Below are 26,599 nucleotides of genomic sequence, written 5' to 3'. Positions count from 1 at the left end.
ACACCCAACAAAGACCAACAAAGGAGTCCCCAATGACCAGCAAGGCAACCGCTACCCAGCTAGACCAGCTCAACCTAGAAACCGCAGCAGCACGCAACAAAGCAGTGATCGACCACAAAATTTCACTGATTCAGCTGCACAACCAGGCTAAAGAAAAATTTTCCAACGACCCCCAAGGAACCCGCGCCCTACGCTACTTTGAAGAATCAGCAAGCGCAGCCATCCCCGCAGGAATCTCAGGCGCAACACAGGCAGATTTGGAGATAGGCCGAGCAGTCGTTGCCTGCCACATCCGCCAAATCACCGAAAAGCAATTCCAGGACACCGCCCATCAGCTCACCGACGCCGAGCTAGGACGCCGCTACCTCTCAGAAAAGGTCAGCGAGTGGGAAAAAGTCATTATCGAAGGCCACCTTACCGACCGCTACGAAGAGCAGCAGGGCGAAGATGCCTTAGATGAAATCTTGGAAGATGCAGACGGGGTGAAGGCCATCGCCCACAGCTTTACCAAGTAACCACCACCAATAAAAGCCCCCTGGCAGGCAAGCAGCTAAAACAGCTACTTGGTAGAAAATGCCAGGGGGCCACAACACCCAACAAAGGAAGGAGTGTTATGGGTAAGACTACCAAAGAAACAGCGGTTTTTTACTCCGCCAAGGAGGCCGCAGCGCTCTTAGGTATTAGCTATCAGGGTTTCGTGCAGCGACGCGAGAAGCCGGAGCCCGACGCGCGAATAGGCAAACATGTCGGCTGGACTAAAGAAACCCTGCTTGCTTGGGACGCCACTGTAAAAAAGACACCGGGGAGGGCCCCATCTAAGGCCCGTAAAGACGTATGACCACCCAATTTTTCACCCTAGCAATGGTAGATGAAGAACTAGGCTATCCCCCTAGAACTTTCGCCTCAGCCATACGCAATAGACCCTTTCCACCTGCTGCACGCATCGGGCAACGAGCGGTCTATAGTCAGCAACAGGTGGACTGGCTCCGCAAACGTGAAAAGGTCGGCAAAGGGCTACGGGAGACCTTACCTTTCCTATGGCGCACCCCGTGGGATAACCTCAATCAGCAGGCAGTCTATATGACGCTGGGGGACATTGCGCGGGCCCTTGATTTATATGAGACCCGTGTACGCCAGATGCTACACAAATCCCCGCTAGAACCGGATGCAGTTGCAGGACACTACCAGGGCTACCTACCTAGAAGTGTCGCCCAATGGCTAGGCCGTCATCATCAGGGGCTATTAACCCCGCACGTTTTGGGGAAGATCAATCGTTTTCCGCAGGGATAAAAAAGGGGGGGCTACGCGCTATAGCGCGTAGCCCCCCCTACTATGTTCTTTATTATTTGTTGGCTCGTTTGAGTCTAGTGATGGTGGAGCGCGAGACCCCAAAGGTTTGCGCTACTTGCGCCTCACTCATTCCACTAGCTAGGGCGGCAAGGGCCGCTTGTTGTTGTGTTTCATCGAGCTTGGGGCGACGCCCGCCAACCCGGCCTTGTGCTCTGGCATGCGCTAGGCCCTCACGGGTGCGCTCTACTATCAGGCTATGTTCAAATTCGGCCATTGAGGCAAGTACGCTGAGAACTAGCCGCCCGGCAGGGGTGCGGGTGTCTAGCTGAGTATCTAGAGCCTCAATTGTGATTCCCCGATTATCAAGCTCTTGGACTGTGCGGAGAATATCGACTGTCGAGCGACCGAGCCTATCAAGACGGGTTACTACTATCGAGTCTTTTTCTCGCGCGTATTCCAGCGCCGCTTTAAGACCAGCACGGTCAGTAAGCACCCCAGAAGCAATGTCAGTATAGATTTTTTCGCACCCGTACTGTTTGAGCTGTTGGTGCTGGCTAGTCTTTGACTCTGCTTGTTCTGGGGTTGATACTCTGGCATATCCAATCTTCACGGCTCAGTCTTACCGATAGCAGGTTGGGCCGCTCTATGCATGATGATAAGTTCAACTGCTTTAGCAGTTTGTTGTGCAGGCATAATGAGAGGGAAGTAAAAAAACAGAAGTGCTACAAGTCCGATGATCATGCCAACAACCAAAGCTACCCAGCTAATCCCCCCTGTCAGAAATACGGTAAAGAACGCAATAAGAGCAGGTATTAGAGCACTAAGTTGCTGTAGTAGATTACTTGTCCCCATCTGGTCGTAGGCTGAATCTACCAGTGCTTTCTCTGCGTAACTTGTTACCTCCTGAAGCTTGAGTCGCCTCAGTTCGTCATTGACAGCTTCGACCTGATCGTTCAGCTTTTCAGAACTTTTCGCCATAGATTTTTCTTTTTCTCCTGAGTTTAATACGTTCGTTTTTGACGCAACTGCCGGGCGGCAGCTGGTGGGTGGTCTGAGCTCGTCTAAGTTGCGTCAAAACACTGCGTCATAACTATTATGCGTCAGAACTGGCCAAGATACCGTTTTTGAAGCACCCAAACACAAAAAGCGCCCGACGGATGCCGGACGCTTCATTGATATCTCATCGGAAAACATGGCGGCACCTTGTACCAGACCATCCTGTGCGTAGTCAGTCAGTGTTTCCAGAAGAACGAGTACATACTTTTTGAATGAAAAATCTTTCTTCATCGAACGCTCCTTTCTATCTTTTCCCAAATAACTAATAGCAGTTTTTAAAAGTGCCAGAAGAGAAAGAAGAACTCCTGTAATAACCGCAACAAGAAGTGGGGAGTCGAACCCCATTGATGCCGCTATGAATCACTATGAAATTACCAACAAAACTATAATAACAGACTTTTTCATAAATACAAATAATTGTATTGGCACCGTCGGAGCGTGTGGGTAAAGGAGGTGATCGCAGCTAAAAGCTGCTCACATAATGCCGCGCCCACAGGCGGGCGCGCAGGGTGTAGGGGTGCCGGTTGGTCTACGTCAAAGATAATGAGCACCGGACTTACGCAACTACTCGCAAGCTCGCAGCCGTGGTTATCCCCTTTTTCTTCGGCGCTGCGCTTATTTCCTCAGAAAAAGTGGTGCCCCACGTCCCTACGGGTTGCATAAGCCCTTGCGTGCTCATTCTTCTTTGCTTCGCCAACCGGCACAACGGGACGGCTACCAGCCACAAGGCTAGAGTCACCCGCCCCACCTAACGAACGGAGCAAGTCATGGTTAAGCCTGGCGACATCTTTTACACCTCTTGGGGTTATGAGCAAACCAACGTTGAGTTTTACCAGGTAGTCCGCGCTACCGAAAAAACCGTGTGGGTTCGTGAAATTTTTGGCGCTAATACCAGTGGCAACTACTGGAGCGGCACGGTAGCCCCCGTAAAAGATGAGTTCAAATCAGATGTAGTTCTCAGGCGAAAGCTCAACGACCCGAAGAACCCCTACATCAAAGTGAACGCTGTGGCTCATGGCTGGCTCTACAAAGAAGGAAAGGAGCTATATTCTTCCAGCTACGCCTAAACGTAGCACCCCAAACAATGACGGCCTGGACGCTTAGGCGTCCAGGCCATCCGGAAAGTCTTAGGGACGAAAGGAAAAGTCAATCACCTAAGACCGTATAGAAAGGTTAACAGCCAATGGCTTCCACTTCAACCCCCAACCTCGAAACCCGTATCCGCGTTGATGAAACTGGCTACGCTCTCACCATCGCCTATTTCGCAGTAGCGCACGACCCCCGGTTTGAACACCTGGAAAATATGGAGTTCGTAACCGTTGCCGAACCTCTTGCCCAGCGCGAGCACCTGGCAACCCTCAAGGTAACGCTGACTCGCCCCTCTGAACTAATCGGCATGGTTCGTTTCGAGCTTGAACGCGAGCACGAAGGCCGGGACATTCCGATGTACCTGCCGAACGACATTCGCTATCACGTTCTAATGACCAGCGGTGCAATTTTTGACCTGCTGGCAGAGCAGAGCAAGTAACCCCTATTGCAGATAGCCCCCGCACTTACAAAGCGCCGGGGGCTATCCCCTTTTGCAACAACCTGGATTCTCTGCAATCTGCACGCGCAATACATTCTATTTTTGGAATACTTGCAACCGGAAATCTGCATCTTGCAAATCCAGCCCCCTGCAAACTGCAACCCAGGTTGCAAGACCCCGCGCAATCGGAACCCCTGCACGCTGCAAACCGGCTTGCACCTTGCAACCGCCCTCACGCAAGCAAGCAGAAAACAGCAACGCAGCCCCTACCCTCTACACAGCGCACAACTACCGCCAGAACCTACCTACAACCACCTACCGGCTGACACCCCTACCCCCACTACTGAGCACCCCAGAGCCAGCCAGAACCGCCGCCTAAACCTTCACGCCCAGACCAGCCAGAGACCCCCGGCCAGCTCTAGCCGCCACCGGCTAGAAAATCCCAAGATTTTTGAACACACCTGTGGCATTGAAATGCACAATCGTTGAGTTTACTCAACGATTCTGTTTTACAGTCCAGTGCGATAATGCGAATACTGGACATGACGATAACACCTAGGTACTGCCCCGTTTGTAGCTCACCAATTCCGCCGGACAGCTTCAAAAAACGGACTTTTTGCACTTCAACTTGTCGTAGCCGAGCCGCTTGGAGACGCAGTAAAGGACTACCCATTGCTGACCTGCCATCAACCCCCGACGAACTTGCAAACCTCACCCAGCAACTCGCAGACGCACGCAAGACCATCGGCAAACTGCAAAAACAACTTGCAACCGCCCACGCAAAAACCCGTGCAACCGAGTCGCAGCTACACTCTGCAAAAACTGCTCTGCAATCCCTTGAGGACTCATCTGCAACCCACATTGCAAAGGCCTATCAGATAGCCCAGCAAGAAAATCTAGAGTTGCAAGCTGCTAACGAGCAACTTGCAAGCGCCCTCACGCAACTGCAAAAAGAAGCTGCAACACTCCCCCAACTGCGCGAGGACGCCGCCGGTGCCGAACGCTATGCAAAGAAGCTCCACCAGACCTACCAGCAACTCTATGAACGGTGGTTCAGGCAAGCTGTCCACCTACACATCACCGCCCGCGACGCACTCTTTTATGCCTCCTACTACTACCGGGCAACCGACCGGGCCACATGGAGCCACGAAGATCACGAACGCCACACCCGTTACGAAGCACTCAAAGCCCACCCGCCAGCACGCCCCCAACGACGAAAGTAAGCAACGATGACTGTCTCAATCTCTCGCATGAACATCGAGTATTACCTCTCAACAATCGCCGTAGGAGACACCGCAGCATCCCGCCGCCACCTCACCAACTACTACACCGCCAGCGGAGACCCGGCAGGCACCTGGTTCGGCAAAGGTCTAGACGGTATCGGACGCGCAACCGAGCAGACCGTGACCAAAGCCGACGCCCGTGCCGTCTACGAAGATGTAGCCCACCCTGACACCAAAGTTGCACTAGGCAAACGCCCTATGCAGAAAACCGAAGCACCCACCGGCGCTAAAACTGCATCCGGTAGACCAGCCCGCAAGAAAACCCGCGAAGCCGTTGCCGGGTTCGACCTAACTTTTTCAGCCCCTAAGTCCGTCTCTGCTCTCTGGGCCGTAGCAGATAGCGCAACCCAAGCAACTATCCACCAAGCCCACCAGTCAGCAGTCCGTCAGTCCCTCACCTGGCTAGAATCCAACGTTTTGCAATCGCGAGCAGGCGACGGCGGAGTTGCCAAAGTCGAAATCCAAGGAATGATCGCAAGCCTTTTCGACCACTTTGATTCAAGGGCAGGAGACCCCCAGATACACACCCACGCCGTCCTAGCCAACCGTGTTCAAAGAGCCTCAGATGGTGCTTGGGTAACGTTAGATTCTTATGCCTTACATAAATGGGTTGTCGCTGCATCAGAAATGTATAACGCCCTACTTTTTGATGAATTAGCGCAAACCGCCGGAACCTCAACCGAACAAAGAAAACCCCTTCAAGAAGTTATTGACACAGCAGTTGAAAACTCGAATGGAAATAGACGCATTGAACTAATCGGTGTACCCGATGAACTTATTGCCGAGTTTTCTCAGCGGTCATCATCTATCGCATATCGCACTAATGAACTTATTGCTGATTGGAAAGCCATGCACGGGGATAATATCAGCGAAGAAACCATTATCGAATTACGGCGAAAAGCAACTCTAGAATCACGCGATGCAAAACCAGTAGATAAAAAGCCTCTACAGTCTCGGCTCTATGAATGGCGGCAACGCACCCGTGCCCTCCAGCTTGAACCCCACCAAATCGTTGCAGCAGCTACCGGGCACCCCAACAGTGTTTTTACCCTCGAATCTTTGACTCCCGAAGCGATTGAAGAAATCGCTCAGCACGTTATCGACCGCACCATCATCAAACACCCCACCTTCAACCGGGCTAACCTCATGGCCTCAACCCACCGGCTCTTAGGAAATATCCGGTGCCAGAGCCTACAAGAGCGCAACCAGATAACCGACGTCATCATCGAAAAAGCTCTCGAACAGGCTGTTGAGCTCACCCCTGACCGCTACGAGCTAGACCACCTAACTCAAGCCGGGCTGACCTTACGCGGGGTGAGCGTCTTTGACCGGCCAGAGGAAAAAATCTTCACCATTCAGTCAGTGCTGGATACTGAAAAAACCCTCATGGACGCCGCCCAAGGCACAACCGGCGCTCACCTATCCGATGCTGAGGCAGCCTATAAGATACTGAGCGAACACCGCAGCGATCAAGGCCATGCTCTAGCACCTGACCAGCTCGATGCAGCCTATAAGGTCACGACCTCCCCCACTGGTATCAGTGCCATTATCGGCCCCGCCGGAACCGGCAAAACCTCAACCCTGGCAGGGGTTAGAGCAGCATGGGAGTCCCAGAACGGTGAGGGCTCCGTTATCGGGCTTGCCCCCTCCGCAGCCGCGGCCTCAGTCCTGGGTAAAGAACTAGGAATCAGCACAGACAACACCGCAAAGTGGCTCTACGAATCAGTAGGCGACGGTGTAGCCCGTCGAGCCGAACGCTATGCCAAAACCAGCGAAAGAATTGCCGCACTCGAGACCCAAATGCGCGATAACCCAGGCAACCGCAGCATAGCCGCCCGCCTGGATGCTGAACACACCAAACTCGCTACCCTTGTTGCTGAACAATCCAAGTATCAGATACGCCCCGGCCAGTTACTGATTGTCGATGAAGCCTCTATGTCCTCCACCTCTGATTTGCACCAGCTCTACCAGCAGGTAGAAGCAGCTGGGGGCAAAATGCTTTTGGTGGGCGACCCTAAGCAGCTGGACGCTGTAGACGCCGGCGGTTTTTTGGGCTGGATGGAAAACAACGAACTATCTGCCAACCTCACCAGTGTTTGGCGGTTTAAAGCCGACTGGGAAAAAACTGCCTCCCTCCAACTGCGCCAAGGGGACATCAAGGTCATTGACACCTACCGCGAGCAGGGCAGAATCATTGATACCGACGACATTCTAGAAGCAGCCTATGCAGGTTGGAGCCAGGACACCCAAGCCGGTAAATCCTCCGTCCTCATTGCTGGAACGAACGCTGATGTGCTTGAGCTGAACCAACGTGCCCAGGCCGAACGCATTGAGCTTGAAGCCGTCGATACCTCTGAGAAGTTCGCTATCCGAGCCGGGCTGACTGCTTATAAGGGCGACACTATCCTAGCCCGCCAGAATAACCGCCAACTCATCGACTCCGAAGGTGACTTCATCAAGAACGGCACCCGCATGATCGTTGAGGACGTGCTTGCCGATAGAGTAAACGCCCGCAGGGAAGATACTGGGGCAACTGTCCAGCTCCCCCTTTCCTATGCCCGTCAATCCGTAGAACTTGGTTATGCCTGCACTATCCACCGTGCCCAAGGACTTACCGTTGAGACCTGCCATGTTGGGGTAGATGAGACCTACGGGCGTGAACAGCTCTATGTGGCGATGACCCGCGGTAAGGAATCAAACAAGGTCTATGTTCACGCCGAAGGTGTAGCTGAGGCCCCAGAGGCCGCCGATAACTGGGGCATGATGAAAGCCGTTGTTGCCCAAGACTCCAACGAGCTACTAGGGCAGGTGCTCAACAAGACCACCGGCGATAAGACCGCGCACGAAACGATGGATGCTGAATATGGTTGGGCACTCGATTTAGGCCGGGCAGCCAGAGAGCTAGACTATGTTGCTGACCTTTCAGCCACCCGCCGCACTCATCAGTGGTTCACCGAGCAGTTCAGCCAAGATGTTCAGCAGGTAGCTGATACCCCCGAATTGAAGAAACTCATCAAAGCTGTCAAGGAATCCGAGGCCGATTTTAGCGACCTGCCGCAGGCTATGACCGTCCCCGAAGCAACGACCTATTTTGAGCAAAAACGGGCAGAGACTGACTTATCTCTCTTAGCTGTACCGCGGCATATGACTGAGGACGAGGCAGAAGCGGCGGCAGCTATCACCGATAAGATCAACAGCCGCCTGGACACGCTCAAGGGCATGTCATCTCAAGAGCCCTGGTTTATTGAGCTGAAAGCTACTGCACCGGCCGCAGCTGATGCAGTGCTGACATGGCGGGCGCTATCGAATCAGACAGATGCTGACACCATGCTTGGAGACCCACCTAAAGCTAGTGAGAGGCGACTGACTGACTTCTTCGAGCAGGTAAAAGATATTGTTGAGCAGGCCGAGGCCCGCGAGACAAGAACTTTGGCCTACACCGACCATAACCTTATTGACACTGGCGATAGCTGGCAGCAGGAAACTGGCGGAACCCAGTGGGATGAGTGGACACCGGCGCACTCCCCCGCCCCAGAGCACCAGCCCGCTCCCGAGTCTGGCCCGGATATGCACTAGAGGCACAAGGTAAGACCCCCACCAGAGAGAGTTTCTGGTGGGGGTCTTTTAGCGAGAGCCTGATTTTTTAGGCGGCAGAGGGGCCGGAAAAGTCAGGTTGCTCTTGTGCTTGGAACTGAGCGGCCTGTTCGTGATTAGGCTGCTGGTAGTTCTGCTCAGGTGCCTGCTGGGCTTGTGCTGTAGCTTGAGGGCCCTGGTTCATCTGAGCTTGAGGGCCCTGCTGTGCTTGGGCGTTGTTCGGGTGAATCTCAACGGTAGCGAACTTCAACGACGGGGTGACGTCTGAGGCCCAGATACGATTACCGACTTGGGGGTTGTTCTCGCGGTCAAGGTAGGCATGGTTGGTTAAGTCCCCCTCAACGTTCACGTACTGCCCCTTTTTGAGAGAGGCGGTGACGTTTTGCGCGAGGTTGCCGTTAGCCCGGTTGTTCGCGTCGATTGCTACATCGTAGTAGACAGTGGGCCCATCTGCCCACTGGTTCGACTGGTTATCGTAAACGCGGGTGTTCTCTGCCAGGGTGAAGGTTGCCAGTGTACGGCCTTGTGGGGTCTGAATCATCTTAGGGTCATCGACGAGGTTGCCGCTGACCTGGTGATTACGGATGCGTGGGGACGCCATGTTTGGGACTCCGTTCTATACGGCTGTGGCTTCTGTGGGGTGCCTCAGCTCTGATGGGTACATGGTGAGGTGTTGGGCCTCACTATGTATTGCCATGAGGCCGGGAAACTGTAAAGCAAAAAATTTTCGTCTCTGGTGTTGCGCTCAGTACGCAAATCGCTATAGGATTATCTATACCAACATCTAGAGAGTTTCTATAGGAATCTCAAGATAAACAACGGGCTATCTCACAGCCCCCAAACAAAGGAGCCAAACATGGCCGCTAAAGCAATTGACGTCCAGGAGTTCGAGCAGGGACTCAACGAAGTAACAACCCACGCAGGAGGCAGCTTCACCCGCGAACACAGCGGCTTCTACTACCAAGTCACCATGAACAACCACAACTACCTTGTCCAAGCCAAGGTACGGCGCATCGGCCAGCAGCCAGACGAAAAGAAGGAAAGCAGCACAGCTACCATCAAGAACGATGCCCTCAAAGAACTAGAGAGCCTAGCCGAGATGTACGGCTCCGTCCCAGCTCTGGGCTACCGGGTCATCGACGAGTATTACGGCATCAACGACTTCGTGCTTATCACCCTCGATAACCACGAGAACCACCAACGAGGCCGCTCCGTCCTCAGCCGCACAGGAACCGGGCGAGTCTACAACGGCAAGCAGTTTTCCAAGCTCAACCTCATCAAGAATGACCTCATCGCCGCAGTGCGATACGACCAGCAGCAGTACACCAAGGGCAACCTCGTAGTAAAGCAGCGCATCGTCTAAAACAGAAGGGGGGCGGGAACTAAAGTTCCCGCCCCCCTTATTTTCTACTCCCATCCAGGGCCCTGCATCTCACGCCTATCTGCCTGCTCTTGAAACTGCTGATACTGCTGGTCAGCCACAGCCTGCTCACGAGCCTGCCCCGGCTCCGCTACTGTCCCAACTGGGACAGTAGCCCCCCGCGTCAGCTCAGTCTCACCAAAAGCCGACCACGACCCCTCAACCGCCTGCCCCGGCTCCCCCTCAACAGACGCAACCGGCTCATCATCAGCCCAAGACCACTCACCAGAGACAACCACCGGAACCCCATCAGGAACCTGCACCCCATCCGAAGCAACCACCACCGGCTTACTCCCATCCATCAGTCCGTCCGTCGGCTCATCCGCCCACTCCCAGCCCAACTTTTCCTCAGCAATCACCCGAGCCTGCTCATCAGTCACAAGCTCCCCTTCCGGCAAATGATGCTCATCAACCGGCTCCCGAGCAACCAGCCACGCAGCCTTACCCACATTCACCAGCTCATCACGCCCCACCTCAAAATCAATCGACGCATCTTCCTCCGCAGTCAAAAACACATCATCCCCAGCCACCTCAACCGGCTCAACAACCTGCCCATCAGACCGATCAATAAAAGCCACCGTCTGCCCCTGCTCATCTTGCACCTTCACATAAGAACCCCATTCCTCCTTCTTCTCCGGGGCCCACGAAGCATCCTTCACCTTCCCCTCACGCACCAGCCGAGCCAGACGCTCCTTCATCTCCCACGCCTCAGCCTCAACCAAAGCAGCCAGAGCCTGCGCCAGCTCCATAACCTCATCAGTCAGCTCATTATCCTGACGTACCACCATCACCAATCACCTTTCTCAAATCAGTTACTACAAGGGGCAGAACCATGCGGCTCTGCCCCTAGAATCATCTACTGCACCGAAGAAACCCGCTGCACACTCAGCTCATCCACGACCCACTGACCGTTCTCATCCTCATACTCCCAATAGGTCTTAACCAGCTCAGCCCCAGAAACCGCAGCCCGAACCAACGGCTGACCCTCACCATCAAAAGCAACTACCGGCTCACCAACCTGCAAGACCGGCACAGCAGCAGACGGAACCTCAACCGCAGCAGAACGCACCACAGTGCCCTCTGCATCCTCCGCAGCGATACGCCACCGGCCAGCAGAAACCCCCGGCAACTCATCAGTAATCTCATGCAAAGCTCTCTGCCAAGCCCACTCATCGACCTCAACCGCGTTCGGGTCAGTCACACGACCGTAACGCTCATCCGGAATATGCCCGTTACGACACTGCCCCTGAGACCCACTAGCCAAACGCCCCAAAAGCCCCGGCAAGTACGCATGAAAAGAGGTATAAGGCGTCAATGAAGCATCAGGGTTATGCCAAGCCTTCATCTCTGCGTTCGCTGCAACCCACAGATATTCCACAACATCCGAGTGCTCAAACCAGCACCCAGGAATCAACTTGGAATCTATCTTGTACGTCACCGCGAACCAGTCCACCCAACTACGCAGCCATATCAAGGCATCCCGCCGTTCACCGGCAGGCAGCTCCCGCCAGGCATACCCCAAAAACGGGTAAAGATCACGCAAGTTCGCAGCGTCAGCCGACCTCAAAGCAGGCGGGTCATACCTCTGAGGCTCCCCCTGCCCCGGCGCTATCGGCTCACTCGCGGCTATCTCTGCCTCATCAGGCAAAGGCTCTTCCTCTACCTGCGCTTCATCAGCAAAACTTGCCTGCTCCATTGCAGCAAACTCAGCATCCAAATCAGCATCAGATTGAATGTCATCCCACTTACTAGGCATGATAAGCCTCTTTCTCTTCCTTCTGCACCGCTCTCTTCAACAAGGCTCCCTGGAAACGCGCGCTAAGCATCAGCAGGGCCTCAAGCTGGGTACAGGATTCCTCAGCCTCTATCTGAACTATCCGGTCAAAACAGGGAGTATCAACCAGCGCCTCACACCCCGGCGGAGCACCAGCAATAGCATGAGATATGCCCTCAGCCCCAAAAGGCTTACCGCACACAAAGCAACCCTGCCCAGCCTGAACCATCATAAGAATCAATCTCCTTTCAACGTTTACGCCCTGTATTGCCACCGGCACGGCTGAACGTCAATCGCCCATACCGAGCCCGCAAAGAATTAATAATCCGCAACGAGGCCACCCGCCGCGAAAGCCCCGAAAAGTCCCGAGGATTAGAGTCCAAAATCCGGTGAACCTGCTCATGGTCATCACGACACAGCAAGATCACATCATCATCACGCTCACCAGAAACCCACTGACCACCGGGCAGCTGACGCACACCCTCATAACTCAAATGGTGCAGCTCCAAAGCCACCCCCTCATTCTCCGCCCGGCCACAGGCGGCGCAGGCCGGCAAAATATTTGCCGCCCGCAACCGCCCATAGAACCCAGCCCTGAACTTAGCCCACTCAGCAGACCTCAAATATCCCTGCCGGTAGCCAACAGAGCGCGAGGCGTGCTTACGTCGCAGCCCCATCAAGCCACCTGCTTAGACTTCGCCTGCATTTCGTAGGCTTCTTCAATGCTGGTAGCTCGACCAGACATCAATTCCTCAAACCGTTTCTTTGAGTCCTTAATGTCCTTAGCGTCCTTCCGGTCAATCCAACGGGTCATCTTCATCAAGATAGGCCGCGCATTACGGTTCAGCAGCAACCCATAGCCGGTTGGAATACGCCGAATCTCTGCAACGGTCAGCACCTGCACCTTAGTTTTCTGCTCTGAAACACTTCGCCCTGACTGCCACGAATCAGAAGTGCTAGCCACCGTCACTTCACGCTCACCAGCCAACTCAGCAAAACGCCTCAGCTCTGTGTCGTTGTTCGAGCCACCCAACTGAATCTGCAAAATAGCCGAATCAATCAGCGCCTGAGCTTCATCCTCACCCCACTGGCCGCGAGCCTGCGCCGGGGACTGGAAGATAACAAACGCCGAGATACCCACACCGCCACCATCAGCCATAATCTGCGGCAGCGAGTTCCACGGTGCCATATTGGCAATCTCATCCAGCACCAGCGACAGCGGCGGGTCAAGACGGTTGCCAGGCATCACGAACGCCATCTTGCGGGCTGTCTCCACAATCTCATCCATCAGAGCAATCAAGAACGGGGCCACCGCAGACCCACCAGCTTTAGAACCGACCAGATAGAGAGTAGAACGCGAGGCAATGAACTCTTGCGGGTCAATCACCTTATCCCCTGGCTTCGGGTCAAGGGCTTCGGCCACCTCCGGCACGCTCAAGGCCGAGGTAGCACCCATAACACCCATCCATCGAGCCCCACGATGCCTAGGGTCAGCCTTAATCTCACCGTCTAGAGCATCAGCCCACCCCGGCACAGCGTCCGGTGAACGACGTAGAATCTTCACAGCCTCAGCCGCAGCATCAGCGTTCTGACCCCACAAGGCGAAAGTACCCACCGAGACCTTACCCAGTGCAGCCGCGTGCAGCAGGTACGCCAGAATAGTTTTGGCAATATCCGCCCACTCAGCGTTCGTGCTTGAAGTGTTGAGGCGGGTAGCACCCACCAGAGCCTCAGCACGGCTCACAGCCCCTACCGCCGTCTCACACCCGCGGTAAGGCGTCCATTTCAAGGTTGAACGAACCCCAGACAGCCCCTGCGGGTCAAAGACGATACACGGGCCGACCTTCTGCCGCAGCTTATACGTCATAGCCACATTGTCCCCGCGCGTGGAGGTCGTAATGACAGCCCCCGGTGAATCCAAAATACGATTGACCACCAGGTAGAAGCCCTTACCAGAACGAGGCGGGCCCAGAACGACTACCGAATCTTCTAGTGACTGCCATACCTCCTGAGAATCACTGACCCCCAGCTTCACCCCAACATCCTTGAGAGTGGGCTTAGCCATCGTCGGACGAATCGAGGACGCCTTCTTTTTCAGTGCAGCCCGACCTGCCTTCTTATTGATTTCCCGACCCTTAGCGATACCCTCACGCTTTTTCAGGTCAGACAGGAACTTGTAGTCAGACTCTTTCCAGTTGCTCCACGCAATCATTCCAGCCACCGCCAGCACCACAAGCAGCACTAAGGCCACCACAAGGACAGTGACAAGCGTAGAGTTTTCCGGGTAGCAAGCCCCCGGCTCAACGACCACCGAGGCATCAAACCCACTAGAGAAAAAGCGCAACAACTCACCGGGGCTAACATGCCCCATCGACCCGGCACCACAGGCGACCGCAAAAGCCACCGCCAACACACCCACCGAACCGACGCCAACGCCAAGCACACAGATGCACACCACGGCCAGCAAAAGCAGCTGAGGATCTACATACCGGCTCATGCTACAGCCTCCATCTCGCTCTCATAGTGGGCAACTTCCATTGCCTCATTCGTATTGAAAACAGGCTCTTCGGGCTTAGACATCTTGTTATGAACCTTGAACGGCTTGCCCTCTAACAGCCACAAGCCCTGTCCCTGCCGCAGCCCAGAAACAATATCCCACTGCCGCTCAGACAGACCCAGCTTCTCAATCGTCCTCTCCTTCTCACTCTTGCCCTGGTGATAAACCACCTGAACAGACGAGTCACCCAGCAATGAATAAGCTGTTGCGCGAGAGGCCGAACCTTCATCACCTGCCATATCCAAATCCGCCAGCTTATGCAGCACCAACACATTGAACAGACCATAAGCACGAGCCAACTTCACCTGCGTCATCATGCGCTGCAAGGAACCAGCATCATTGAGGGCTTCCATGCCCTCTTCATAGACCACAATGCGCTGACCATACTCATCAGTAGTCACCGCAGCCTCAGCCCAAGTCTGAATACAGGCATAAGAGATTTTCTTGACCTTATCCGAGCTATTAGCAAAGGAACGGGTATTGAACACAGTGATAGGAGCCCAGGGGTTGAACTCCACGGTAGAGGGCCCATCAAACAACCCCTTCAAGTCACCTTCGACCAGGCGCTCAAGCGTATCGGCCAGCTGCTCGAACGCACGAGCTCGTGACTCGCGTTCCAGCTGTTCAGGTTCAGGCGAGAGAACTTCAGTCAGCAAGTCCGGGATAATCACAGCCCGCCCCTCAGCCTCAGCCCGCACCACTGCCCTATCCAAGGCATAAGACAAGGCGTTAGACTCCGCAGAGGTCAAATCGCGGCCCTCAGTAACAACACAAATCGCGTTCATCAGCGCCAAGCGACGCTCACGCACCATATCCGCCCACTCACCATCAGTAAGCGGCTGACCCTCCGCGTTAGTCCGGGGACGGTTGCCAGCATCCAAGGGATTAATGCGCGTACCAGAGCCATGACCGACGCTGATAACATCCCCCGATAGGTAATGAGCAACCGGCACCCACTCACCCTTCTTATCGGTCATCACCAGCCCGCGGCGTCCAGCCTGCACCAGACGGCATACCAGCGACTTAACCAGCGTGGACTTACCCTTACCCACACCGCCCAGGGCAATCATGGACATACCAGTGATGACCCCGGCAGCGTACAGTTCCCACGGGTCAAAGAAGAATCCGCCGCCGCCCATCTCATCAGAGCCGATATAAACCCCCGGCACCCCCAGCGACCCCGAGGCAACAAAAGGGTAAGCCGACGAAAGAACATAGGTGGTTGTCCGGCGAGTCCGAAAGACTGAGACCAGACGCCCGAAAAAGTTATGAGGACGGTTCGCCCCACCTGCCCCATACAAGGGGCCAGGAATGTAGTTCACGCGCTCACGGTCAATCTCACGCTGATACTTCTTCTGAACCTTGCGCTGTAAAGCACGCTTTTCTGCGCGGGTAAACTCCACATCATTAGGGTCATCCCACGAGAAAATGCCGAGCTCTTCGGGCTTTTCCTGAAACTTCTCAACCATCACAAACTCCCCTTGTCACCTAGTACCTATCGGCCCCATACCCTAGCTGGGCAGTGGCAGCCAAGAAACCTTCAAACTGCGACCCGTAGCACTTAATCAGCTTGAGGTGTGCCCGAGTAGCTGCTGACTTCAAATCCCTCTCATAAGCATCCAGTTCGTCTTTAGAACGCGCTGAGATGGAGATATAAGCCGAGTAGGACACGTCGCCAGAACCTTCCACCAGCTCATCTTCTCGACGCTCCAAGTCCTCCATCTCGCGCTGTTCCTCACGAGACAGACGCCGACCCATGCTCTGCTTGATACCCTGAGCCGTTTCGTAGTTCTTGATCTCACCGTTAATGCGCTTGAGGGCCTGCTCATCTTCACCGCGCTTAATGACCTGAGTTACTGCGTGCCTAAAATCCAGGCCCAAAATAACCTTTTCCATAAAGCCCGGCTCTACCGGCTTCATCGGCCACTGCTCTACGAAATAGGCGCGGTGCCACACATCATTCATCTGCATCTCAGTCCAATAACGGTTAGCACCCACAATTACCGGGTCAGCATGTTCGGCAATCAAATCGTTCGAGGGCGTCATGAAATCAGAGGTCATAGCTCGGCGTTCTTGAACCGTAATCCACCGTGATTCATACCCAGCTGAGGCAATATCTCCGGCTAAGGTCTCCATCTTGTAATCGGCAGTTCGCAGCATACCGACCACCCCGCCGCCGTTGTCCTTGATTTCGCGAGCCATCTCCGGGATAGAGAGATTGACCGTCAGATACTGCTCATGCTTTTTCTGCACATTGTTCTTGAGCAAATCCATGTACCCCTGATGAGCCACCGGATTAATGAGCTCACCGGCTCCGTTAGCTTCGGCAGCCTTCCGGTAGTAATCAATCATCTGTTCGCCCGAAACAACTTTGGTCACATCAGAGGGGAACATCGCCTGAACCTCACGGTGAGAGCCCACCAGATTAATCAGGGTCTCCCACTGCTCAAGAATCTCACCCTGATTAGGCACATCCTGCATCAGGAAGTTCTTAGCCTCAATCACCGCAGTGACAACAAGACGCTTTTTCACCGGGTTATGCACCACGCAGAACCCCGCCGGTGAACGATAGACGTTCAGCTCGTTAGCCGCCCCCGGCAAGTTCAAACGAATCGGCTTCGGGGTCTTAGCCGGAATAGGCTCCCCCCACTCGCGCGCTTCGGCCTCAGCCTTAGCATCAGCCTTGGCCGCGGCTGCATCCGCCTTAGCAATGGCCTTGGCATCAGCATCAGCCCCGGCCCGACGGTACTTATTCTGACCAGTAAACTTTCGCATCAAGTGCTGAATCATAAGCTCAATCCATTCAAAAAGGTGCAGATTCATAAACCTGCCCCAGCCAACAAAACCAATGAAGAAAAGCATGGCAACCGCTGAAACCCAGCCCCAAGGGAAGGGCAGCGAGGTAGAGATAATCAGGGTGAACACCAGCAAAACCAGCACTGCCGCAAGGGGCAGGGGCTCCAACCCGAGGATAAAACCGCGCTTCTCCTTACGAGGAAAATTAACCTTTTCTAGCTCGTACTCTTCAACAGCCATATCTCTTACTTCCTACGAATACGACGGGTTACATGCCGGGTAGCTGAGCTTGCTGCACGAGTCGGAGCCGCAGCGCTCTGACCCATTGCGTTATCTACCCCGCCGATACTTCCAGCAGCCGTAAAGGAAACTAGCTTCACGGCGGTAAAGGGCATAGCAATCGCCAGAATCAGACCAGCCAGACCCGCAAAGAACTGAGAGGATGAGTTGGCATAGTTGAAGATGTCCTGACTCATCACAATCAGGCCAGCAGCCAGCGGCTTAGACAGCAACAGGCCAACCACCAGCTGAGCCCACGAGCTAAACCAAGACTTAGTAACCTCCAAGCTGGTAGCCACCACAGCCCAACCAGCCATAGCCGCCAAAATAACAATCGCCATTGACCGCAGCGCCATCACAAAACCGAGGATGATCGACAAGAACCAAATAACAATCGCCAGTAGCAGCGCACCAAGCAGCTGCCACCCGCCGGCCTTTTCTGCCAGGCCGTCCCACATGAAATAGCCCTCAGCGACGCCGGTAATCTGTGAATCGCTCACCTGCAAGCCCAGAATGTTGATAAAAATCCCGGCATGACCATCCGATGAGCCGCCCATAATCCAGCTAGTTGCCTCATCGGCAGCAGCTGAACCGATTTGGATAAACCACACCGCAATATAGGTTGCTGGAATACCCAGTACCGCCCCACAGAAAGCGCGGGCCATACTCAACCCTGAACCCTTGACGATGGCAATCATTACCTGAATCGTTACCATCAGCACCAGAATCGGGGTAATAATCGGCATCCACGTTGCCAGCATCCCCTCATTGGTCGGAGTGCCCACTACCGCCGCCCACCACGAATCATCAATATTGGAGGATTCAAAAGCATTGGTCAGGTACTGGTCAGAGTCGGCAATGAACTTTTCGATGGCGTCAAAAAAGGTCTGCCCTGAGTCTTTGAAGATGTCAAGGAAAGCCATGTGCCCCTCAACCCCTTTCGCTGGAAAAGCCTGTTTAAAAAGTCAGTAGCCGCTGTTGTGATCTCACGGCGGCTACTGACGGGTGCGTTCTTAGAAGATTGATTGGCCGGTTGCCCAGAACACCAACGCCGAGATGGAGCCGAGGATAACCACACCGATAATGCCAATCAGGACGCCGCCGATACCGACCTTCTGCGCCGTGGAGTTAGAGACCGCCCGGCCAATCAGAGCGATAGCAACACCGATAGCCAAGATAGCCACCGACACCAGAATCAGGGTGCCGACGATAGAGCCGGTAAAACCCTGCAACCAGGCATACCAAGGGGCATCAGAGTTAGGGGTTACACCAGGGTCAAAACCTTCTGCTAGAACGGAGCCAGCAGCGACAGCCACAGGGGCAGTCAGAGAGGAAAGAACAGACACGGGAATCTCCTTCAAGAGTGTGTTGTGTAAATAGTTTGGGAAGTAATCGAGGGGATGAGGTAAGCGGCTTTAGAACTCCTTGGCGTCCCCGCCACAGGTAGCTTGGTCAAAATCATCGGGAATAACCCAAGTGACCTTAGAAGCCGTTGGGGCCTTGGGATTGACCCGGTTCATAGTCGAGCTGGAAACCACCTTGATTTTGTAGCAAGCATCCGACTTGTTCTCATCCTGCTCGGAGGGAACAAACTCAACAGTTGCCGTTGTCATCCGCCCGTTATCGGTATTGTCCAAGTCGTATTCTTCGTTCAGTGCGTCGAACTTTGAGCCCAGCACCGATTTAGCAATCTCCAAAGAGTCGATAGATTTACCGTTCTCAGGGGCTTTATCTTCGGTGTTGATCTCTTCAGTTTCGATAGCCTGAATGTTCTTATACGCCGCCTGAACTCGTTCCGGCTCAGCTACTGTCGGGGCAACATACAGCGTTGAGCTCCAGGCAACCCCACCAGAGGCAGAACCCAGAATCAGGGCACCAACCAGCGGTAAAGCCATCTTTGATACGTCTAGGTGACGTGACAGAAAGTTTGCCCGGCCAGTAACCCGTTGCGCCATAACTGCGACAATGAGCACCGCACCAAAAAGCACCAGAGCCACCAAAGCCCCGCCTAGCACCATGCCGACGCCGTGAACGAGAGTGGGGACAGATGACGAACTACTAGTCATGTGCCAGCACCTCCTAAATGGTCAATAAACGGTTCGAGCGCATCCGCTCACCATGTATTGCCCCCACCGACGCAACCTGTAAATCACGCCCACGAAATAACCGCTTAAAATTCCTGCCACTAGTACCGGAGCTTAAAAACGACCTGTAGGCTGAAGGTATATTCAACGACCCATCCGCAGGAGCAAACCATCATGGAATCCACCATCGCCATCATCGTTCTCATCGTCCTAGCCCTCTTCGTCATCAACTTCGCGCTAGGCCTTGCAAAGACCGTTCTCAAACTCGTGTTCTCACCTGCCGGTGCTATCCTTGGCGGTGTGGCAGCTATCATTTTCATCTTTGGCGGCTAGTCCACACGAACCTCTAAACGCATCAGCGGGGCTAGGTCACACCAGACCTAGCCCCGCTGCTTTATACCCGCAGATTATTACTGAACCTCATCACGCCAAGCATAGGAAGCCACCGACCAACCGGCAGCATCCTTAACCATCACCACGTCATAGACCCGTATCGTGCTCTCATCAGCCCAAGCCGACCCATCTCGCCCCAACCAATCCCAGCGCACCGCGAACTGCATAAACCGCAGCTCCCGCCCATCCCGGCTAACCCCTGAGAACTCTTGCACCTCATTGGTGTAGTCACTAAAGATGTCATAGTCCATCACATGAGGGGAAGAAAAGGCTTCACGCTCCACAACCTGCTCATCCCAAGCCACCGGCTCACCAGCCTGCGCCGAAACCCTGGCAACTAAGTCCTCATCGAACAAAGCAGCTGTGCGAGCAACCGCCTCACCATAGCCACGATCATCCCGCGCATCCCAGGTAGCAAGAGAAGTCACCGCCGCACGAGCAACCCCCTCAACTTGGCTACGGTCTATACCTTCAACCTTCGGAAAGACCACATCCCGCCGCTGCATAAAGGCCGAGGACGACGCGGCAGCGGTAGGCTCCACAGTCACCATTGACGCCGCCGGTGAGCTCTCAACCTCCCCCATAGCCCCCTGGCTCTCCTTAGTCTTGGGCAGAAAAGCCAAGATGCACACCAGCACCAAGGCCAGCGCCAACACCCCGGCAGTTACCCAACCAGCTTTAGCCCCTGCCGCCTGCTTCTTCTGTGAAACCATCATCAACTCCCCTTTGCCTCATTCTCTCTTCAATCAGTCCGTCAGTCCCACTATCCCCCTACTGTCCCAAGCGGGACAGTAGGGAGGGGGCCCATACCTAGCTAGTTCGCTTCGAATACACGAGTCTCAACACCATCAACGACCCAGCGCCCGCCCTCTTGAATCAAGGTCAGCTGCAAAACCGCATAGCCTCCATCCATCGACGCCCCATCACGACCAACCCACAACCAGCTAGCCATTTTCTGCTCAAACCGTGTGGCCCCCGTCGGGTCAATCAGCGGTTCAGTCGCTGCATCCGTCACCGTAGGACGAGTGTAAGCCTGATGTTCCTGAGCCATCACCCACTGACGCTGAATCCCGTTACGCTCAGGCTCCGCCAGCTTCTGCCGTAGCTGCTCACTCATCAGTTCATCAGCCCGCAGCATCCCAGCGGTCATAGTCCTATCAACCATCGAGTCAAAGCAATATGAAATCTCCATGAACCGCTGAGCTACCGCAGCCGAATCAGTAAAATCTACCCCCTCAGCTGTGGCGCATGTACCATCAGCAAGGATGTAAGTCTCTAAGGATGGCTCAGCCGTCGCCCCAGGACTCTCAACAACTGAACTGACTGTCGGTGACGCAGACGAGGCCAGCGGCGCAGAGACTGGCGAATCATCTGCCCCTAGCTTCATTGCCACCAGCACCGCAAGCACACCCACAACCAGCACCAAAGCAGCTATCAGAGCAACTAGCACCTTATTGTTCCGTTCAAACATCTTTGTTCTCTTCTTCCTTACTGAGACACCCAAGCGCCCTTAGCCTTCAACAAAGGCTCAGGGTCAAGGTTGCCGGAGCGGTCACTGTACCAAGCAAAATTGCGGGTATCGAAGCCGGGCTTATAAATCTCCAAGTGCAGGTGAGTGCCCGGCAGCGCCCCACCCATCTCCAAGATGGTGCCAGAGGTATTACCTTCCACCCCGATCACGTCCCCGCGCTTGAGCTCCTGGCCCACGCTCACCTGCTCAGAATGTAGATGGCAAAACCCGAATGTAAACTTTGGTTCAGCAGTGGCAGTACCCCATACGCACCCGTCCTTCGGGTATTCCTCAATAATCACTAGGTCAGTAGGGGCAATAATCGGGCCGCCGGGGTTATAACCAGCACCAGGGGTAGCAACATCTACACCCCAGTGAAACCCACCGTTAGCAGCATCTACACCATTGCCCAAGTCACGCGGCCCGTACCCATTGGTAAAGACACAACCGGGGCAAGGATTAGTCCACTCACCATCTCCCAAGTCTCCATCCCATGAGACGTTGCCTGTCTGAGAACATCCTTCTGAGAACTTAACTTGAGCAGCACCCATAATTTTTTCGATGTAGGCCTGAGTCTCTGGGTACGGCGGCACGCCACCGTATTCCATGACGGCCCCGATACCGGCGTTATAGCCTGCCAGCACCAGCCGCAGCAACTCGTTTGCATCATCCCCAGCCTGTTCTTGGTACATGGCCTTGAGGTCATTGATGAACAGGGCGTAAGCCTTCATCGCATCTTCTGGGTTGTAGGGGTCACCACCGGGGACGTAATGCTGAAAAGTTGAGTCAATAAACTGGGCCAGGCCTTTAGCCCCGGCATGAGAACCTGCGTTCGGGTCAAAGTTCGATTCAGCCCAAATCTGAGCGGCCACGACTGTCTCAGGCAACCCCGTCTCTTCGGCAGCCTTCTTAATCAAATCCGCGTATTCCTCCGGCACGTTGATGGTCTGCCCATCGGTGGAGCCCACCGTTTCAATACCTGCGGTGCATTGCCGTGAGGCGCTTTGAGCTTCTTGCTGCTGTTGCCAGCCAATCACCGACGTATTGACCAGCAAAAAGGCAACAAGCCCGCCGATAATCCCGGCAATGAACAAGAAAGGAAACGCCCACCACAGCAACTTGAGCATGAACCCTTTAGCGGCAAACGAAGCCACCTTGCGCCCGGCGCTCACAGAAGAACACCCGGCACAACTGTCCCACCTGGGACAATACGAGCAGAGCTGACCGGAACAAACTCCTTATCGGAGCCAGCGGGGGCACCAAAGAGCAGAATACTCACCAGCATTAAAGCCACCACCGCTAGAATCGTCAGCACCCCAAAGAGAGCCAGACGCCCGCGCGAGTCTCCCATCCAGGTTCCCAGTCGCTCTATCAAGTCCGAGGACTGCGAAAAATCCTCACGGAACCTTTGCCACAAGGAAAAATCGTTGTCCTCTAGCTGTGATGAATAGCGTGAACGTTTACGAAAAATACCCATACCCTCTATTGCCCCCGCAACCTACGCCTGTAAAACAAAACCCCACACCGGGGGCCTACGCGGCCCCCAAACCCCCGCGCAAGCTGTCCCCAGCTTGACCGGGCCTGCCGCGCGTTTCGCTAAAGCGACTCCCAGCGCTGGGGCGCTGTGAGCCCTCCGGGAACGCTTGCCCTAAGAGCTTGTGAGCCAGTAATAGCGTCGCGTCAGAACGGGGGGGTAAGTTTTCAACGGCAGGTACAAGAAAGTGCTCCCTAGCTTGTGGGTGAGCTAGAGAGCACTTCGAAGTTTTTCAAGGAATTAGCTTCTGACCGGGTTGGGGATTTAGCGAACCAGTTTCTGCTAAAGAGCGCGCTACACAGTACAACCGTTCAGCCCGTCCAATGTAGATACGTGCAGTATTGGGGGTGTAGCCGGTCATCTCTGAGACTGCTGCAATCAGCTCCGACGCCGGAACATTCCACCCACCAGCACGCAGCACAGCCAAGGGGATAACCCGCAGCCACTGCCGCTCAGCCTCATCGCTTGAGGGGAAACATTCAAGAATCTCCCGGACGGTAAGCGGTTGCCCTAAACGTCCGGCAGCAACCCTGTCCCAGTAGACCCCTAGCGAGTTATCGACCAGCTGAGCAAGATCCTGAACTACTCGCAGTGAATTACGCATAGTAGCCGGGGTAACTCCTAAAACCTCAGCCGCTTGCTTCACATCCCCGTCATACTCGCGTACCAAAGTCACAGCCCTATCAACCATGAATCCGTTTTCTGCCGCCTGATAAACGAGCCCCATAATGCGGGCTAGCTTCTCGGCTGAGAAAATCTGTTCGGTCACGTCCTCCGAGATGTCGGCAGTAACCGGGGCGTAGGGGTGAACTTCATCAGCCTGAAACCCTCCTACCGGCGCTTCACGGCCTGCGGTGCGTCCCCCACGTTTTACCAGGTTGTTTGCAATACCTGAGAGCCATGCCTGAAAGGTGCCCTTAGCTGGGTCAAAGGTATCGAGGCGGCGGGTTGCGACGATGAAAGTTTCTTGGGCAATGTCCTCTGCATCATGCCGACGCCCGAGAACCGTCATCTGCCGGATTGTACTGCGCTTGACCTTTTCGAGGTCATTGAGCATGTCCTCAGTCCAAGGGGTTATTGCTTCGGTGCTCATGCTGCTTGCTCCTCATCGTCGAAAAGTTCGGGCATGGTGTCTTTGAGCTGGTTCAAGCGGTTAGAGCCGGTGCGGGGGCTTTTGCCGATGAACTGCCCGATACTTGCGCCGGTGACTTTCTGCCCTTGGGCATGCTGTTCTTTGACCCACTGGGCAATAACCTCTAAATCATCCTCTGCGGGCTTCTGAGAGCCTGAATTATCTTCTGTGAGCTCCTGAGCGTTTTCAGGCTTTTCGTCGCCCTGGGCAGCTTCTGAGGGCTCATGCGGGGTATTTTCAGCAACAGGTGAGGCTTCAAGGGTGATCGGCGCAGCAGATAGCGGCTTTTCGATAACCGGCGCGGGGGCTGAAACTGGCTGCTGAATCTGCTGACGTGGGGGCAGCTCGTGCACTTCCTCAGCTTCTTCAAGCTCTTCGTTCTCTACTTCAACAGCCACCTCAGCAGCAGGTGAGCGGAAAGCCAGACGCGAGAGCTCTTCTGTAGCTGCAAAAACCGCAATCGGTGCAGCTGCTGCAATGGTGGCCCCGATAATCACCTGTGCCGGGGTAGTGCCCTCCCCCTTGCTGATAGCGTGAACCGCGTTAGCTACCACCGAGATAAGGGTAAAGACACCGAGCGAAACCCACGTAGCAAGGACTTTCTCATTACGGGCTTTATGGATAACCGCGGCCATCGAGTAGGCCAAGATTGAGATGTCGATAAAGGCCGGAACCGTCCACCGTAGCGAAACCGGCAGACCTACCCAGGCAGCTACATCCATAAGGCCGTTGAAGGAAACGAGGAAGGACGTAAAGCCTAGAATCATAATCAGCCCGACGGTGAGCCAAAGGGTTTTCATGGAGTCGGGGTTGATTCGAGGGCTGTTGCTCTTCTTCACGTTCTGCCTGTCCTGACCTGCTCTGCTAAACTGACCGGGATAGCCTGTTGCATCTGGTCGTTGAATAACTTGATGTGTTTGCTGGTTATCTAAATGAGTGGGAGTCTGGATTTTGCGGTTCGGCTCCCACTTTTTTGTGCTCAAAAAGTGGTTACTCATCATCGCCTCGCAGTGCTGCTAGTACCGCATCCAGTGTTGCCACGGATGATTCCAAGATGTTGATGATTTCCTCGTTTTCCCCGGTCAAGTCCGGTTGAAGATTGAACTGATTGATGAGCCCGGCTGTTGCCAGCAGTGAGCGGGTGGTGGTTGTTACGAGCTGGTGCGTGACCTGCCCAGGGTCGAATTTTTGTTTTTGATTGGAGAGGATCGAGACTTTTACGGCTTCTTCCATTTGCCGGGCCAAATCTTGTACCTGCTGCAACCCGTGGTCTGTCGTTTGTGGGCTGCTTGTCTGGGGTTCTTTCTCTGGCTTCTGGGCTGGTGTTGAGCCCTTGAAGTAGCCAATCCCTAAATCACCAACTGGCGTGTCGAGAAAGCTATCGTCCATCTCCAAAGCAGGCTTTTTCTTGCTGGTTCGTACCTTGCCGTCTAGCCCAGTTGTTTCCAGCGTTTCAGGTAGTTTCTGAGCTGCTTGGGCTTTTTGGATTTCCCGGTTCACTGATGATTTTGAGATGCCGGTGCTTGTTGCGATAGCGCGTGTAGGCATACCGGCTTCTGCCATCTCGATAACCGTTTCTGTTCGTTTTTGGCCGGTGAGTTTTACCCGCAGGTCTCCGAACTCTCCATTGATGTATGCGTCCCAGCTGTCATAGCCCAGAGTTTTCCAAACTTGGTGTTGCCAGGCGTGTATGTAGAGTTTGCTGGATTCGTGCAGGGACTCGCGCAGTTGTGCGGTGAGGTTTTTGGCTTCGAGGATTGTTAGTTCTTCGAGTACGTCCCCCTCTGCAAGAGCTGGGGCAACGATTTTTTCGATAGTGGTGCTCATGGCGTTTTCCTCCTATTGGTTGTTTGCAGCTAGTCGGTCTGCTCGGCAGCCGGGGCACTCGCGCCCGGCTAGATGTTCTGTGTGGTGGATGGGGCAGGTTAGTCGCTGAGTTACGGGTGCGGGCTTGTTGTGTTCAAGGACTGATTCAGCCAGGGACACGAGCTCTCGGAACTCTTTGGCGATGCAGGAGAAGGCGAACCGTTGAGGGCTTCGGACGTCCTGGGTTGAGCGGGCAAAGATGATGTCGATGATTTGGGCCAGCACTTCCTCGGTAACGGTTGAGGTGTCGTGTCCTGCCTGGTGCAGGTTTCCGCGTAGCTCTTGGTGATTGACTCCGCGGGTGATGACGGGTGCGGGCTTCTGATTTTTTGCTTCTTCGGTCAGTCCGTCAGTCCGTGAGTTTTCCACAGCGGCATTTTCTTTGACCGACTGACTGACTGGGATAGTCATTGGGATAGTCCGCGCGCGCGTTCCTATTAAGGCAACCTCATCAGTTTGTGCCAGAGTGGCACCTAAGTCGTGCCGTTCTGGCACCCAGACAC

30 protein-coding genes are annotated in these 26,599 nt (G+C 54.6%); 9 read left to right on the top strand and 21 right to left on the bottom strand.

The window, feature by feature from the left end:
- The first annotated feature begins 32 nt into the window (after window positions 1-32).
- From ACMXX3_RS00280 to ACMXX3_RS00270, 3 genes are all read left to right on the top strand, one after another.
- Window positions 33-515 (top strand): hypothetical protein, encoded by a 483-nt coding sequence (locus ACMXX3_RS00280; protein WP_421082825.1) that lies wholly within the window; start codon window positions 33-35, stop codon window positions 513-515.
- Between the two features lie 98 nt (window positions 516-613).
- Entirely contained in the window at window positions 614-838 is a 225-nt protein-coding gene (locus ACMXX3_RS00275; RefSeq protein ID WP_421082824.1) for a hypothetical protein, read from the top strand.
- Entirely contained in the window at window positions 835-1,290 is a 456-nt protein-coding gene (locus ACMXX3_RS00270) for a hypothetical protein (protein WP_421082823.1), read from the top strand. Before ACMXX3_RS00275 ends, ACMXX3_RS00270 begins: the two co-directional genes overlap by 4 nt.
- Before the next feature lie 52 nt (window positions 1,291-1,342).
- On the opposite strand, the gene ACMXX3_RS00265 is transcribed toward ACMXX3_RS00270, so the two are convergent.
- The 3 genes from ACMXX3_RS00265 to ACMXX3_RS00255 form a co-directional block, all read right to left on the bottom strand.
- Window positions 1,343-1,900 (bottom strand): recombinase family protein, encoded by a 558-nt coding sequence (locus ACMXX3_RS00265; RefSeq protein ID WP_421082822.1) that lies wholly within the window; start codon window positions 1,898-1,900, stop codon window positions 1,343-1,345.
- Window positions 1,897-2,268, bottom strand: a complete 372-nt coding sequence (locus ACMXX3_RS00260; RefSeq protein ID WP_421082821.1) for a hypothetical protein — start codon at window positions 2,266-2,268, stop codon at window positions 1,897-1,899. The genes ACMXX3_RS00265 and ACMXX3_RS00260 overlap by 4 nt, the downstream gene beginning before the upstream one ends.
- Before the next feature lie 93 nt (window positions 2,269-2,361).
- Window positions 2,362-2,691 carry a hypothetical protein gene (locus tag ACMXX3_RS00255; protein WP_421082820.1) on the bottom strand — a complete coding sequence of 110 codons (330 nt, stop codon included), beginning with the start codon at window positions 2,689-2,691 and terminating at the stop codon, window positions 2,362-2,364.
- 422 nt (window positions 2,692-3,113) lie between these two features.
- On the opposite strand from ACMXX3_RS00255, the gene ACMXX3_RS00250 reads away from it, so the two are divergent.
- The 4 genes from ACMXX3_RS00250 (at window position 3,114) to mobF (ending at window position 8,733) form a co-directional block, all read left to right on the top strand.
- Window positions 3,114-3,413, top strand: coding sequence for a hypothetical protein (locus tag ACMXX3_RS00250; RefSeq protein ID WP_421082819.1), 300 nt, complete (start codon window positions 3,114-3,116; stop codon window positions 3,411-3,413).
- 116 nt (window positions 3,414-3,529) lie between these two features.
- Entirely contained in the window at window positions 3,530-3,874 is a 345-nt protein-coding gene (locus ACMXX3_RS00245) for a hypothetical protein (RefSeq protein WP_421082818.1), read from the top strand.
- Window positions 3,875-4,416: 542 nt separating this feature from the next.
- Window positions 4,417-5,097, top strand: a complete 681-nt coding sequence (locus ACMXX3_RS00240; RefSeq protein ID WP_421082817.1) for a hypothetical protein — start codon at window positions 4,417-4,419, stop codon at window positions 5,095-5,097.
- A 6-nt stretch (window positions 5,098-5,103) separates the two neighbouring features.
- On the top strand, window positions 5,104-8,733 hold the full coding sequence (gene mobF / locus ACMXX3_RS00235) for a MobF family relaxase (protein WP_421082816.1): 3,630 nt from the start codon (window positions 5,104-5,106) through the stop codon (window positions 8,731-8,733).
- Window positions 8,734-8,800: 67 nt separating this feature from the next.
- On the opposite strand, the gene ssb is transcribed toward mobF, so the two are convergent.
- Window positions 8,801-9,352: a single-stranded DNA-binding protein gene (ssb, locus tag ACMXX3_RS00230; RefSeq protein ID WP_421082815.1), complete on the bottom strand. Its 552-nt coding sequence runs from the start codon at window positions 9,350-9,352 to the stop codon at window positions 8,801-8,803.
- Between the two features lie 255 nt (window positions 9,353-9,607).
- On the opposite strand from ssb, the gene ACMXX3_RS00225 reads away from it, so the two are divergent.
- Window positions 9,608-10,114, top strand: coding sequence for a hypothetical protein (locus ACMXX3_RS00225; protein WP_421082814.1), 507 nt, complete (start codon window positions 9,608-9,610; stop codon window positions 10,112-10,114).
- Window positions 10,115-10,158: 44 nt separating this feature from the next.
- Here ACMXX3_RS00225 and ACMXX3_RS00220 read toward each other — a convergent pair whose 3' ends face one another.
- From ACMXX3_RS00220 to ACMXX3_RS00180, 9 genes are all read right to left on the bottom strand, one after another.
- Window positions 10,159-10,959, bottom strand: a complete 801-nt coding sequence (locus tag ACMXX3_RS00220; protein ID WP_421082813.1) for a hypothetical protein — start codon at window positions 10,957-10,959, stop codon at window positions 10,159-10,161.
- 68 nt (window positions 10,960-11,027) lie between these two features.
- On the bottom strand, window positions 11,028-11,927 hold the full coding sequence (locus tag ACMXX3_RS00215) for a hypothetical protein (protein WP_421082812.1): 900 nt from the start codon (window positions 11,925-11,927) through the stop codon (window positions 11,028-11,030).
- A complete protein-coding gene (locus ACMXX3_RS00210; RefSeq protein ID WP_421082811.1) occupies window positions 11,920-12,177 on the bottom strand; it encodes a hypothetical protein in 258 nt (85 codons plus the stop codon). Before ACMXX3_RS00210 ends, ACMXX3_RS00215 begins: the two co-directional genes overlap by 8 nt.
- A 444-nt stretch (window positions 12,178-12,621) precedes the next feature.
- A complete protein-coding gene (locus ACMXX3_RS00205; protein ID WP_421082810.1) occupies window positions 12,622-14,442 on the bottom strand; it encodes a type IV secretory system conjugative DNA transfer family protein in 1,821 nt (606 codons plus the stop codon).
- Entirely contained in the window at window positions 14,439-15,974 is a 1,536-nt protein-coding gene (locus ACMXX3_RS00200; RefSeq protein WP_421082809.1) for a conjugal transfer protein TraC, read from the bottom strand. Before ACMXX3_RS00200 ends, ACMXX3_RS00205 begins: the two co-directional genes overlap by 4 nt.
- A gap of 16 nt (window positions 15,975-15,990) precedes the next feature.
- The gene (locus tag ACMXX3_RS00195; protein ID WP_421082808.1) at window positions 15,991-17,538 is read right to left on the bottom strand and encodes an SCO6880 family protein; all 1,548 of its coding nucleotides are present in this window, start codon (window positions 17,536-17,538) and stop codon (window positions 15,991-15,993) included.
- A 5-nt stretch (window positions 17,539-17,543) separates the two neighbouring features.
- Window positions 17,544-18,500 (bottom strand): hypothetical protein, encoded by a 957-nt coding sequence (locus ACMXX3_RS00190; RefSeq protein ID WP_421082807.1) that lies wholly within the window; start codon window positions 18,498-18,500, stop codon window positions 17,544-17,546.
- 90 nt (window positions 18,501-18,590) lie between these two features.
- Window positions 18,591-18,923, bottom strand: coding sequence for a hypothetical protein (locus ACMXX3_RS00185; protein WP_421082806.1), 333 nt, complete (start codon window positions 18,921-18,923; stop codon window positions 18,591-18,593).
- 69 nt (window positions 18,924-18,992) lie between these two features.
- On the bottom strand, window positions 18,993-19,643 hold the full coding sequence (locus ACMXX3_RS00180) for a hypothetical protein (RefSeq protein ID WP_421082805.1): 651 nt from the start codon (window positions 19,641-19,643) through the stop codon (window positions 18,993-18,995).
- Between the two features lie 192 nt (window positions 19,644-19,835).
- On the opposite strand from ACMXX3_RS00180, the gene ACMXX3_RS00175 reads away from it, so the two are divergent.
- The gene (locus ACMXX3_RS00175) at window positions 19,836-19,994 is read left to right on the top strand and encodes a hypothetical protein (protein ID WP_421082804.1); all 159 of its coding nucleotides are present in this window, start codon (window positions 19,836-19,838) and stop codon (window positions 19,992-19,994) included.
- Between the two features lie 77 nt (window positions 19,995-20,071).
- On the opposite strand, the gene ACMXX3_RS00170 is transcribed toward ACMXX3_RS00175, so the two are convergent.
- The 8 genes from ACMXX3_RS00170 to ACMXX3_RS00135 form a co-directional block, all read right to left on the bottom strand.
- The gene (locus tag ACMXX3_RS00170) at window positions 20,072-20,770 is read right to left on the bottom strand and encodes a hypothetical protein (RefSeq protein ID WP_421082803.1); all 699 of its coding nucleotides are present in this window, start codon (window positions 20,768-20,770) and stop codon (window positions 20,072-20,074) included.
- Window positions 20,771-20,868: 98 nt separating this feature from the next.
- Entirely contained in the window at window positions 20,869-21,525 is a 657-nt protein-coding gene (locus ACMXX3_RS00165) for a hypothetical protein (protein WP_421082802.1), read from the bottom strand.
- Window positions 21,526-21,542: 17 nt separating this feature from the next.
- On the bottom strand, window positions 21,543-22,691 hold the full coding sequence (locus ACMXX3_RS00160; protein WP_421082801.1) for a transglycosylase SLT domain-containing protein: 1,149 nt from the start codon (window positions 22,689-22,691) through the stop codon (window positions 21,543-21,545).
- A 41-nt stretch (window positions 22,692-22,732) separates the two neighbouring features.
- The gene (locus ACMXX3_RS00155; RefSeq protein ID WP_421082800.1) at window positions 22,733-23,041 is read right to left on the bottom strand and encodes a hypothetical protein; all 309 of its coding nucleotides are present in this window, start codon (window positions 23,039-23,041) and stop codon (window positions 22,733-22,735) included.
- Between the two features lie 289 nt (window positions 23,042-23,330).
- Window positions 23,331-24,191: an RNA polymerase sigma factor gene (locus ACMXX3_RS00150; RefSeq protein WP_421082799.1), complete on the bottom strand. Its 861-nt coding sequence runs from the start codon at window positions 24,189-24,191 to the stop codon at window positions 23,331-23,333.
- A complete protein-coding gene (locus ACMXX3_RS00145) occupies window positions 24,188-25,069 on the bottom strand; it encodes a DUF2637 domain-containing protein (RefSeq protein WP_421082798.1) in 882 nt (293 codons plus the stop codon). Before ACMXX3_RS00145 ends, ACMXX3_RS00150 begins: the two co-directional genes overlap by 4 nt.
- 151 nt (window positions 25,070-25,220) lie before the next feature.
- Complete coding sequence (locus tag ACMXX3_RS00140) at window positions 25,221-26,057, bottom strand: hypothetical protein (protein WP_421082797.1); 837 nt, start codon at window positions 26,055-26,057, stop codon at window positions 25,221-25,223.
- A gap of 12 nt (window positions 26,058-26,069) precedes the next feature.
- Window positions 26,070-26,465: a hypothetical protein gene (locus tag ACMXX3_RS00135; protein WP_421082796.1), complete on the bottom strand. Its 396-nt coding sequence runs from the start codon at window positions 26,463-26,465 to the stop codon at window positions 26,070-26,072.
- Between the last annotated feature and the right edge of the window lie 134 nt (window positions 26,466-26,599).

The sequence above is a fragment of the Rothia nasimurium genome (assembly GCF_049068285.1).
Classification (GTDB): Bacteria; Actinomycetota; Actinomycetes; order Actinomycetales; family Micrococcaceae; genus Rothia; species Rothia nasimurium_I.
The sequence above is the reverse complement of the archived record's forward strand: the minus strand, read 5'-3'. Positions and strand labels throughout refer to the sequence as shown.